This is a genomic window from Vibrio nitrifigilis, from assembly GCF_015686695.1.
Taxonomy (GTDB): domain Bacteria; phylum Pseudomonadota; class Gammaproteobacteria; order Enterobacterales; family Vibrionaceae; genus Vibrio; species Vibrio nitrifigilis.
Genome location: NZ_JADPMR010000004.1, coordinates 308,556 through 320,297 on the forward strand (window position 1 = coordinate 308,556; position 11,742 = coordinate 320,297).

An 11,742-nucleotide genomic window follows, 5' to 3' on the forward strand; every position below is an offset into this window, starting at 1 on the left:
GAGAGAGTTGGATGATAAAATGACAGTATTAGTACCCATGACAGCAGCGGAATTTGCGCCATTTCGTCAAGTTTCCAGCGAAGAATACGCCCGAGAAAACGTAGAATCGGGTCGATGGCTCGAAGAAGGATCGCTTGAGCGCGCCTTTAATGAAATCGATAAACTATTGCCACAGAGAGAGAACACTAAGAATCATAAGTTATTTACCATTACCTGTTCAATAACAGGTAAACCGGCAGGGAATATTTGGGTGTTCATTGACCCTAAGATAGCCACCGCCTTTATTTATAATCTAGAAATCCTCCCAGAGTTTCGCCGTCAGGGACTAGCACAACAAGCGTTGCGTGAGATTGACGATGTGGCTAAGGCCTGCGGTGCGAAAAAGATTGGTCTGCATGTTTTCCAGCAAAACAGCAAGGCTCAAGCTCTGTATAAAAAGATGGGTTATGCCGTGCTTAGCATAAATATGGGCAAGTCCCTTGAAGGTTAGACTAACCGTTATTTTTGAATCTGTTACATGCTGCACCTAGCTAGGCGCAGCAAGTATTTTCGCTTAAAGGTGACCGCTTTCTTTTGTTAACCGCGTGCGCAATTGAGCGGCAGGAATCGGTGGTGAGTAGTAATACCCTTGAATTAACTGACATTGACGTTTCGCCATAAAGTCGAGTTGTTGTTTGGTTTCAACACCTTCAACAACAATCGATAAACCTAGGTCTTGGGCCATCGAGATAATCGTTGACGTCAGTTTGCATTGTTCGATGTCGTTTGGAATATCCGTGATGAAACTGCGATCGATCTTTAGCGTGTCCCACGGCATACGTGATAGGTACGATAGTGAAGAATAGCCGGTGCCAAAGTCATCAATGGCTAAGCCAACACCTAGCTGTTTGATGTGATTAAGCAAAGGTAACACTTCTTCTTCTCGCTCAATATACGCAGATTCTGTCAATTCTAATTGTAAATGGCGACTTGGGAACTGACTGACTTTGAGAGCATTACCCAGTGCGTTCATAAACTGACCAAATCTGAGCTGGTATGCAGAGACATTAACGGATAGCTTAATTGGTCGATAACCTTCTTTTATCCACTGTGCTCCATCTAAACAGGCTTGCTCCAAAACATAATCGCCTAAAGCTTCAATTAAGCCCGTTTCCTCAGCAACAGGAATAAATTCTCCAGGGGAGACCCAACCTAACTCATTATCATGCCAACGAGCTAACGCTTCTACACCAAGCAAGTCATGGGTATCAGGTGTATATTGCGGCTGGTAGTAGACCTCAATCTCACCTTGTTTTAGTGCGATTTTTAATTTAGCACTTAACGTTAATTTGCGGATCGTTTCGATGGTGAGACGTTCTTCATATAAACCAAATGATCCGCGCAACGTTCTTTTTGCTTCATACAAAGCGGCATCAGCCTCTTGAAGAAGGTCTCGCGCTTCATTAGAGCTTTGAGTCGATGCGCCTATTGTCGCTGAGATAAAGACTTCAGTTTGTTCACCAAACACGAGCACTTTTTTTAATACATCTTGAATATGATGAATGAGCTTAGTGATGATTTGTTCGTCTTTAGTATTCACTAAAATGGCAAATTCATCGCCACCGGTACGGCACAATGTTGCAATGATATCGGGGAACTGGTTATGGATTGAACTTAAACGCTCAGAAACGGCCGTTAATATGGTGTCACCCGCACCATGGCCATAGCTATCATTAATATCTTTAAAATGGTCTAGATCGACAACTAATAATCCTGCATCAGAATACTGGACTTGTGCCAGCTGTTCATCCAGTACTCTGCGATTCGGTAAGCCCGTTAATTGGTCGTGCAATGCGAGGTGGTTCAATTTCTCTCTCGCTTGCTTTTGTGCATCGATATTGACTAAAGAGATAACGAACGTCTCTTCATTACTGATCTCTGAGGTGACTTTACTCACCGACATAATCCCCTGATGGGCGAATTGTCTGCCGTAAGAGACTTCATTTTTCCAACGGTCGGTCAGTAGCTCTGATTTACTTAGCGGTTCGCCTTGAAATCGAAACAGCGTATTCACTTTTAAATTATGTAATGCCTTAGGAGAAAACAAATTGAGTTTGTGATGAAACGCGGGATTGGCTTGGAGCAATTTGCCATTTTTATCGACGAAGGCGAGGCCTTGGTTCGAATTGTTATAAATCGTAGCGGCTTTCTCTAAACCGTATTCTTTCTCTTGCATATCTGCCATCAATTGCTGACTGGTTTTAAGCAGTACAGGCCATTTGAAATCGCTAGATTCCAGATAGCTGATGAAAGATTGACGTTTGAATACGGCAAACAGGAGAAGAGGAATGCTAAAACAACTCGCGGTTAAAATCTTGCCTTCTAATCCTCCGAACACAATGTCGATGATCGATGAAGAAAACCCGAAGGCCAGTAAAGGAAAGACAATGCCATCGATACATAAGATAGTAATAAATGACGCGACATACACAATCATTGTCAGGGAAGGCGATAACGGCCAGCGTTTTACTTTATCGAAAAAAAACAGCAGCGTAAGTAGTTCTAAAATAATCAGAAAACCACCCAGTATAATAAACGGAGTGGAAATATCGAATAATGCCGCAGGGGTGTTATGCGGGTTGATGATACCAGGATGACGCAGTGAATAAGTCACAAGTGTTGAAAATAGGACATTAAACAAATCGACAAAGATAACCAGTCGGACGAGGTGCCTTAATATAAACAGATCGCGCTCTACCCAGACAAATAGCACCGACGACATCATAAATGCGCCATAGCAAAGGTTTCCGCCGGAAACATTGATATGATCATTAATCGGTAATGAGTAAACATTGCCAAAAAATCCACCAATCAATAAAACAAGCGCGATATACAGGTAGTAAGAAACCTTCCTAAGTGGTCCATCTAATGTGGTGAAATAGAGTGGAAAAACCGAGAAAAGGGCAATTTGTAAGGTGAAAAGTCCAAACATAAAGTCGAGTGTTAGCCAAAATGGAAGTTGCATTCTACACATCAATATGAAAATAAGCACTGACTAATTAACAATGTAACCATTGAGTTTATGAGGTAAGAGTTAGAGCTTATTCACCATCAGCACAAGTCACGTTCAATCACCGAAAGAATGGCCATTACCTTTCAATGAGATAGCTACAGCATGGTGGTTTTTACATCGTATTTCTGCGACAAATTGCGGTGTTATTACTGAATTTACTCATTTTGAATCAAAGCAATTATTTTTAATTTTGCCTTACGACAGCTTACTAATAATGAACTATTGTTATAAAACAAAGCGATATTTGTATTGGTTCATATGTGCGTAATTACTCGCAGACGTCAATAGTGGACAGGGTTTAACAGTTTACTAAGGGATAGGGTTATGTGGTTTGGTCAAAAAAAGGAAACGGATGAAGAAGCAACAAATCGTTTAGCTCAAGAGATGCTTGTTTATGAACTCGAAGCCATTGTTGCGCATACTGCATTTATTGAATTTGAACCGAATGGCACGATTCAACATGCAAATGATCTGTTTCTCAAAGCGTCTGGTTATCGATTAGATGAAATTGTTGGCAAACATCACCGCATTTTTTGTGATGAGAAATATAGTTCAACCAATGAATATCGTGAGTTCTGGCGCCACCTTGCCGCTGGAGAAGCTCACAGTGGGACTTTCAAGCGGTTTCGCAAAGACGGTCAACCCATATACCTTGAAGCAAACTACTTTCCTGTAAAAGATGCTGGAGGGAGCGTCGTTAAAATAATCAAAATATGCTCTGATGTTACACAAGTGACCGAAAAAGCTAATGCGGAGCGAGCTGTTTTAACAGCGTTGGACCGTACTCAAGCCGTGATCGAGTTTCTTCCTGATGGTACGATTTTGAATGCCAACCAAAACTTTCTTGATACCGTGGGCTACACCTTAGAAGCAATAAAAGGTAAACATCATAAGATGTTTTGCTTTCCAGAGTATTATGTCGAGAATCCAGACTTCTGGCATGTGCTACAAAATGGTGAGCCTATGACGGGGCGGTTTAAACGTAAAAATGCCAATGGTGCCGTTATTTGGCTGGAAGCGACTTATAATCCAATCAAAAATTCTCGTGGTGAAGTCTATAAAGTGATTAAGTTCGCCAGTGATATTACCGAACGAGAAAATCTCACGATGCAAGCAGTCGAAATGGCGGCGGCAATTTCTGAAGAAACATCCGCTATTACTGCTTCTGCGGTTAAAGTTCTTCATGATGCCGTCAAGACGTCGCATAAAGTTGCCGATCAGGTTAAGGGCGCGAGTCACCTTGGCAATGAGTTAATGGAACAATCCAAAAGCATTAATGAAATTGTTACGACAATCAATGGTATTGCAGGACAAACCAACTTACTCGCACTAAATGCCGCGATTGAAGCTGCTCGAGCTGGAGAAACGGGGCGCGGATTTGCAGTGGTAGCTGATGAAGTGCGAACATTAGCGTCTCGTACCTCTGCTGCAACAGATGAAATTACCAATGTCGTTGAGGAAAATACGCGTCTTATCAGCCAGATGCATAGCAATTTAGATTCAGTCAATCATGTTGCTCTAGAAGGAGAGGATAGTATTCATACTGTTCAACATGGTTTAGAAGATGTCAGCCAAGGTGTTGCTCGGTTTGTTAGCATCGTTGACCAATTACGTTCTTAATTCTTGTGAAAGTGCCCGCCAAATTGTGTTCCCTTGCTAGAGAGTGATGAAAGTGAGGGAACGCTCTCAACCCGCTCCATGTCCTCAAATCGTCATATTTTCGTTTTATCCTTCAATGACATTCATGTGTTATTCAGCAAAAAAAGATATTGATAAAAATATATATACCCTTCTGGGTTAACCGTGTAGGATGCAGCCAATTATCTAAGAGTTCGTATTAACGCTAACGCCTGCCATTAAACCGTATTTAGGTACACCTAAGTCACTTCAATGAAGCTTTGAATCCTGCATTTTGAGGTCGTTTGGGTATATAATGACCGGCTTTATAATCGCATGGATGCAGGTTACGGCTGTTACAGGCTCGCTCTGTCTTATGATCCAATGAGAGAACGAATAAGAGTAACCATTATGAGACGACTCGTAATGATGTAGAGGAGTGAATAATGCTGCGATTTTTTAATATTCAACATGGCATGATTACTGCCATGCCGACTGATGACTGCAGCGATATCAGCGATTTTGTAGAACAAGCACAATGGATCGATGCCCATGATCCTACAGAAGATGAACGTGCCCTGATTAGTTCTTTATTGAGAATTTCACTACCAGAATCGAACGATGTAGAAGAAATTGAAACATCGGCGCGATGTTTTATCGATCAGTCTGGTATTCATGTTCACTCGCTATTCTTGTCGCCATCAGAAGGGCGACATAACACAGTGACTGTCGCATGTATTTTGCAGAATCAACGTCTGATTACTATGCGTGATGGTGATGTTGCCGATTTCCGGTTATTACGCTTACGTGCCCGTCGCGGCCAAGTCCATTGTAATAATATCGATAATTTATTGGTCACTTTGCTAGAGCAGAAAGTGGAAAATCACGCTGATATCCTCGAAGACATTCATCGCCAATTAGAAAAAGTCAGTCACGATGTATTGGAAAGTGAAGAGTCGGATCTAGAAGAGTGTATTAGTCGCCTTGCAAAGCTCGAAGATAGTAACGGAAAAGTGCGTTTGTGTTTGATGGATACACAGAGAACTATCTCGTTTTTATTACGTAAGTTGAAATCACGTAATGAACATCGAGAAACGCTCAATGAGGTGAGCCACGATATTGAAGCATTGATGTCTCATACGACTTTTCTGTTTGATAAAATAAACTTCTTGATGGATTCAACGCAAGGTTTTATCAATATTGAACAGAATCAGATCATCAAAATATTCTCTATCGCGTCTGTGGTTTTCCTACCCCCGACAGTGATCGCCAGTATTTATGGGATGAACTTCAATTTCATGCCCGAGCTTCACTGGGCTGGTGGCTATCCGTTTGCGTTGGGTCTGATGTTAGCATCCGGCTTTGCTCCTTATTTCTATTTCAAACGTAAAGGATGGCTGTGAAGAACAACGCCAATCCTTTTCCCATATAAACAGTCCTTGCTTATTCAGCAGGGACTTATTTTTGACTAAGGCTCGTTTAAATAGTTGATAAAGCACTTGCAGTATTAGTAAGCGCTTTTTCACTATCATCGTGATTATTTGTCAAAAAATTCAGGCATTGTTTGCGCGACATTCTTAACTGACTGGATAAATTGATGCAACGAGGTGTGGTGACGCGTGTTGGTTGGATAAGCAAACCCGTAGGGATAGCGAATTTGCGGTTCAAACGGTCTGGTGACGACGCCATTTTTGATCCACACTCGCGCAGCGAAAGGTTCCAATACGCCGACCGCAAGACCTGAGGCTATCATGGCGTAGCCGGTGTGCGAGGTATCGATATAGAGATTTTTGCTCAATTCAGCGCGAACAGAATCGGTCGCTTGCTCAAGGTGGTTCCAATACTTAGGGTAAGAGTCTAATACCGTGAGTACTTCTTGCCCTTTTAGATCGCTTGCCGTGATTACCTCTTTATCTAATAACGGATGTCCTTCTTTCGCTGCAAACACATAGCGAGCGTTACCGATAAATTCTTGCTCAATCCCAACTAATTGTGGCAGTTGTAAGCCGACGGCGAGATCAACGGAATTAGTCTGCAGCTTGGTGACCATTTCTGACAGACTGTAGGTCAAAATGACGACGCGTTCATCAGGGTAAAATTTCTTATGCTCTTTGAGAGCCATTGGCACTAAGGAACTGGCAATGGCGGAAGTGACCGCAATGCGCAGTTCTCTTGGGGTACGAGTACGAATGTTATTGGCAACCGATTCGAGCTTTTCTAACCCCAAAAAACTCTCTTCAACCGATCTGAAAAATTCAGCAGCATCATCGGTGGGGTAAAGTCGCCCTTTACGCCTTTCAAAAAGCATAAAACCCAGTGAGTCTTCTAAATCACTGATGAGTCGACTTACTGCCGGTTGAGTAACATGCATTTCACTGGCTGCGGCAGCAGTGGTACCTCGTAACATGATGTAGCGAAAGGCTTCGATTTGGCGAAACTTCATAGCAATCCTTGCCGGTTCTTGAAAACTCTCTACCATTTTTTAACGGTAAGAATTTAATGGATTAACCATAACATTTAGTTATCAACTATGCATTAATATAAGTTGATTACATTGCCAAATCTTTTCATGATGGATGTCAGACATAACCTTTGGTAGACGTTAAACCACAAAAGAGAATGAACGGACGTCATTTTCGTTGGTTTGCAACAAAGTGTTTACCGAACTGATCAAGGATGAACAGGTGGCAGACGTAACTCAATCCGCAATTCTTTCTGTAAAGAACCTCTCCGTCTCTTTTGGTGAATCACAGGTAATTAGCAATTTAAGCTTTGATGTGACGCCGGGGCGGACTCTCGCAATTGTGGGGGAATCGGGTTCAGGAAAATCCGTCACTTCTCAATCGATCATGCGTTTGGCTGATATCGGTGGCGCTCGCTATACCTCTGGAAAAATTCTTTATACTAATCAGGCTAATACGCTCGATTTGCTCGCGTTGTCTCAAGAGCAAATGCTCCGGGTACGTGGCAAAGAGATTGCGATGATCTTTCAAGAGCCAATGACCTCGCTAAACCCAGTGTTTACCATCGGTGATCAGCTGAGTGAAGCGCTCCTACTACATGAAAAACTGACTAAAGCCGAAGCCATGGCTGAAAGTGAGCGTTTATTGGAATTGGTGCGCATGCCGGATGCTCATGACATGTTAGCGCGCTATCCGCATCAACTGTCGGGTGGTATGCGCCAGCGCGTTATGATTGCTATGGCCCTAGCATGTAAGCCTAAAGTGCTGATTGCTGATGAACCCACCACGGCACTGGATGTGACCATTCAAGCCCAGATTCTGTCTATTATTGCTGACCTGCAAAAGTCGCTGAATATGGCGGTGATTTTCATTACTCATGACATGGGCGTGGTCGCAGAAATCGCTGATGATGTGGTGGTGATGTGGCAAGGGAATAAGGTCGAGCAGGGTGAAGTGAAGCAACTGTTTGCCGCGCCAAAGCACCCTTATACCCAAGCGCTACTGTCGGCTGTGCCTAAATTAGGCAGTATGGTTGGACGCGCAAATCCCTATCAATTTCCGGTAACAGTGATGCGCGATAACCAGCTGGTGAGTATCGGTGCAGAAGTGGAGCAAAACACGGCTCGCTACGATCAAGAGCCGCTGTTGCAAGTCAATGACTTGGTCACTCAGTTTATTACCAAGAAAAACTTCTGGGGACGTGCAACCCATAAAGTGCACGCAGTTGAAAGTGTGAGTTTCAATATTTATCCTGGAGAAACGCTGTCACTGGTGGGCGAATCGGGCTCTGGCAAATCCACTATTGGCCGCACGATTCAGCAGCTGCAACAGGCAACGAGCGGTTCAATTTGCTTTGAAGGGCGACAGCTCGACCGCTTATCCCCGCAAGAGCAGCATCGTTTAAAACGCGATGTGCAATACATCTTTCAAGACCCGTTTGCTTCGCTGGATCCGCGTAAAACCGTGGGATTTTCCATCGCCGAACCGATTCGCACGCACCACTTGATCCGTGATGAGAAAGCGATTCAAGCACGAGTGGCGCAGCTACTGGAACGAGTCGGTTTACAAGCGGAACATGCCAAACGCTATCCCCACGAGTTCTCTGGCGGACAAAGGCAACGTATCTGTATCGCGCGGGCACTGGCTTCTGAGCCTAAGTTAATTATCGCAGATGAAGCGCTCTCTGCGCTGGATGTGTCGATTCAAGCGCAGATCATCAATCTATTTATGGAGTTACAGCAAGAATTTGGTATTGCCTATCTCTTTATCAGTCACGATATGGCGGTTGTAGAGAAGATGAGCCACCGCGTTGCTGTGCTCTATTTAGGACAAATCGTTGAATTAGGTAAACGTGCACAAGTGTTTGATTCACCCACGCATCCTTACACGCAAAAGCTGCTATCCGCCGTTCCGGTTGCCGACCCGACTCAACGTAAACAACATCTTTTGATCAATGGTGATATTCCAAGTCCTGTGCATGAAGTGGGCTATCAACCACCCCAGCTAGAGTATACGCAGGTGAGTGAAGGGCACTATGTTGCTGGCGTTCCAAAGGATGGGGCGTTTTACAATTTACAAAATGGAGAGTATTTCAATGATGAAGCAAAAACAATGGCTTAAGTGCTTTGCACTGGCAGCGGGCGTGACCTTTTCCTCCATGTCAATGGCAGCGGGTACACTGACCGTTTCTTCACCACAAGATCCCGGCAGTTGGGACCCGATTGACACGTTTTTAGTGAACTGGGCGTCGGTTGCCACTAATATGTACGATGGTTTGACCTATCGCGGCCCAGACCTAAAGTTAAAGCCAGCACTGGCGACTTCGTGGAAAATTTCCGATGACGGCAAGAAAATCCGCTTTGCTTTGCGTAAAGGCGTCACTTTCCATGATGGCGAACCTTTTAACGCCAACGCGGTGAAATTTACCTTTGATCGTCTGCTAGGTGATGAAGGCAAAAAAGGCCCACAACGTTCAAACTATTCTGCCATCGACCATGTCGCTGTGGTGGATGACTACACGGTGGATTTCTTCCTTAAAGCGGCTGATCCTGTTCTGCTAACTAAATTGGCAGGTTATGGCGCGATGATCGTGCCGCCAAAATATATCCAAGAGAAAGGGGAAGAGTATTTTAATACTCACCCGGTGGGTACTGGCCCATTTGAATTTGAGTCGTATCAGCCTAAAGTCGGTATTACGCTAAAAGCGTATCCGAATTTCTGGGGTGATAAAGCAAAACTCTCTGAGCTTAAATATCGCTTTATCTCTGAACCATCGACGGCGGTAGCAGAGCTGCAATCGGGTCGCGTGGATATGGTGATTCCGCCAACCATTCCGATTGCGATGATCCCAACCATTAAAAACGATCCTAAGCTGACGATTATGTCGGCGACCAGCCCAACGGTGTATGCCTTACGTTTTAACACCAAAAATGGCATTACCAAAGATGAGCGTGTACGTAAGGCGCTGATTTATGGTGTTGATCGCCAAGCGATCATCGATTCGATTTTAGGTGGTCAAGCCGAAGCCATTGCCAGTTTCCAAAGTGCCATTTCATTTGGTAACGACCCGAAAATGAAGCCGCTACCGTATGACCCAACCAAAGCGCAGCAGTTACTGAAAGCCGCGGGCGTGAAACCGGGCGCGCAAGTACAAATCGATATTCGTGGTAACAACGCGACCTTCAATGAAGTGGCTCAAGCGGTGGCAAGTTATCTACAAATCATCGGCTTAAAAGCCATCATCAAGCCTTACGAAACTAACGTACTGCTGAACGACATTATACCTGCCGGTAAAACGGGCGCGATGTTTCAACAGTCGTGGGGTGGTTGGACGCTGGATTACGACAATACCGCGTACTTTATGTATCACTCTGGTGAAAAATGGAACCCATACGATAGCGATCCTAAGTTAGACCAGATGTTGGAAGCGCAGCGTTCAGTGACCGACCAAGCCAAACGTCTCTCTATGCTGCAAGAGATTGCGCACTACACCGCTGATCGTGCACTTGAGATGCCTCTGTACAGTGAAAATGCCATCTTTGGTGTGGCCAAGCGCGTGAAAAACTTTACTCCTGTTCCTGATAGCCGTTTGCGCTTGAACGACGTGACAGTTGAGTAAACTTCCATGCAGCTTTGCCAGAGCAAAGCTGCACTTTTTAGGTAAAGATTGTACGTAAGGACACGTCATGACTCATTTTTTGCTTAAGCGGTTGCTTCAAGCGGTCTTTGTCTTGTTTGCGATTACCTTGATCGTTTCCTACGCCATTCGTCTGACTGGCGACCCAGCGCTGATGCTCACTCAAGGAGCGGGTAGCGTGACAGAGAGCGATCTGGCTTTGATCCGCGAATCTCTTGGTCTGAATCAACCGTTTTGGGTGCAATATGGCCACTTCATTTTAGGAATTTTTTCGGGAGATTTAGGGCGCAGCTTTATGGGCCAAACGCCAGTGAGCCAATTGATTGGGCTCTCATTTCCTGCCACGGTGTCGCTCGCTTTTGCAGTGATGCTGGTCTCGATCGCCATTTCAATTCCACTGGGGATCAAGGCGGCCGTCTCGAAAGGCAAATGGGCCGACCAACTGATCCGCATCACTTCCTTGATTGGTCTGTCGTTTCCCAATTTCTGGTTAGCACTGATGATGGTGCTGGTGTTTTCTATCTCCCTCAAATGGTTGCCACCAAGTGGGATGGATGGCTTGGCAAGCTTTATCATGCCAGCGGTGACCATGGCGATTATTCTTACCGCAACCAATGTGCGCTTGGTGCGCTCATCGATGCTAGAAACACTGCAATCGCAATACATTATGGTGGCACGTGCTAAAGGGCTCAGTGAAAGCAAAGTGCTGTATAAACACGCCCTGCGTAACTGCGCGATTCCGCTGATTACCTATTTTGGTCTGCAATTTGGCGGTTTGCTGGGCGGTATTGTAGTCATTGAAAAAGTCTTCAACTGGCCAGGATTAGGCACTCTTGCTTTCGATGCGGTGAGTAGCCGCGACTATCCGGTGCTACAAGCGGTCATTACGGTGCTTTCTATGCTGATTGTTGGCATCAACTTATTGGTCGATATCGCTTATGGCCTCATCGACCCACGAATTAGAACGGAGTAAT

General features: G+C 44.6%; 7 protein-coding genes and 2 pseudogenes. 7 read left to right on the plus strand and 2 right to left on the minus strand.

All coding sequences use genetic code 11. The features are described 5' to 3' along the window. Positions 1-19 precede the first annotated feature (19 nt). Positions 20-490, plus strand: coding sequence for a GNAT family N-acetyltransferase (locus I1A42_RS17650; protein ID WP_196124234.1), 471 nt, complete (start codon positions 20-22; stop codon positions 488-490). 63 nt (positions 491-553) lie between these two features. On the opposite strand, the gene I1A42_RS17655 is transcribed toward I1A42_RS17650, so the two are convergent. Beyond that, entirely contained in the window at positions 554-3,004 is a 2,451-nt protein-coding gene (locus I1A42_RS17655) for a putative bifunctional diguanylate cyclase/phosphodiesterase (protein WP_196124235.1), read from the minus strand. 432 nt (positions 3,005-3,436) lie between these two features. Here I1A42_RS17655 and I1A42_RS25360 point away from each other — a divergent pair. The 3 genes and pseudogenes from I1A42_RS25360 to corA all read left to right on the plus strand — a co-directional run. Next, a pseudogene (locus tag I1A42_RS25360) lies at positions 3,437-4,144 on the plus strand (PAS domain-containing protein); the annotation flags it as partial. Between the two features lie 117 nt (positions 4,145-4,261). Then, a pseudogene (locus I1A42_RS25365) lies at positions 4,262-4,672 on the plus strand (methyl-accepting chemotaxis protein); the annotation flags it as partial. A gap of 443 nt (positions 4,673-5,115) precedes the next feature. After that, positions 5,116-6,072 carry a magnesium/cobalt transporter CorA gene (gene corA, locus I1A42_RS17665; protein WP_196124236.1) on the plus strand — a complete coding sequence of 319 codons (957 nt, stop codon included), beginning with the start codon at positions 5,116-5,118 and terminating at the stop codon, positions 6,070-6,072. A 134-nt stretch (positions 6,073-6,206) separates the two neighbouring features. Here corA and I1A42_RS17670 read toward each other — a convergent pair whose 3' ends face one another. Then, positions 6,207-7,112 carry a LysR family transcriptional regulator gene (locus tag I1A42_RS17670; protein ID WP_196124237.1) on the minus strand — a complete coding sequence of 302 codons (906 nt, stop codon included), beginning with the start codon at positions 7,110-7,112 and terminating at the stop codon, positions 6,207-6,209. Positions 7,113-7,353: 241 nt separating this feature from the next. On the opposite strand from I1A42_RS17670, the gene I1A42_RS17675 reads away from it, so the two are divergent. The 3 genes from I1A42_RS17675 to I1A42_RS17685 all read left to right on the plus strand — a co-directional run bounded on the left by I1A42_RS17675 (position 7,354) and on the right by I1A42_RS17685 (position 11,741). Continuing rightward, complete coding sequence (locus I1A42_RS17675; RefSeq protein WP_196124238.1) at positions 7,354-9,252, plus strand: ABC transporter ATP-binding protein; 1,899 nt, start codon at positions 7,354-7,356, stop codon at positions 9,250-9,252. After that, positions 9,227-10,750: an ABC transporter substrate-binding protein gene (locus I1A42_RS17680; RefSeq protein ID WP_196124239.1), complete on the plus strand. Its 1,524-nt coding sequence runs from the start codon at positions 9,227-9,229 to the stop codon at positions 10,748-10,750. The genes I1A42_RS17675 and I1A42_RS17680 overlap by 26 nt, the downstream gene beginning before the upstream one ends. A gap of 67 nt (positions 10,751-10,817) precedes the next feature. Next, a complete protein-coding gene (locus tag I1A42_RS17685; protein WP_196124240.1) occupies positions 10,818-11,741 on the plus strand; it encodes an ABC transporter permease in 924 nt (307 codons plus the stop codon). Position 11,742 lies beyond the last annotated feature (1 nt).

Excerpts from the sequence above, each read along its gene's own strand:
- corA (WP_196124236.1), top strand. The coding sequence starts at position 5,116 with ATGCTGCGATTTTTTAATATTCAACATGGCATGATTACTGCCATGCCG.
- I1A42_RS17655 (WP_196124235.1), bottom strand. The coding sequence starts at position 3,004 with ATGCAACTTCCATTTTGGCTAACACTCGACTTTATGTTTGGACTTTTC.
- I1A42_RS17680 (WP_196124239.1), top strand. The coding sequence starts at position 9,227 with ATGATGAAGCAAAAACAATGGCTTAAGTGCTTTGCACTGGCAGCGGGC.
- I1A42_RS17685 (WP_196124240.1), top strand. The coding sequence starts at position 10,818 with ATGACTCATTTTTTGCTTAAGCGGTTGCTTCAAGCGGTCTTTGTCTTG.
- I1A42_RS17650 (WP_196124234.1), top strand. The coding sequence starts at position 20 with ATGACAGTATTAGTACCCATGACAGCAGCGGAATTTGCGCCATTTCGT.
- I1A42_RS17670 (WP_196124237.1), bottom strand. The coding sequence starts at position 7,112 with ATGAAGTTTCGCCAAATCGAAGCCTTTCGCTACATCATGTTACGAGGT.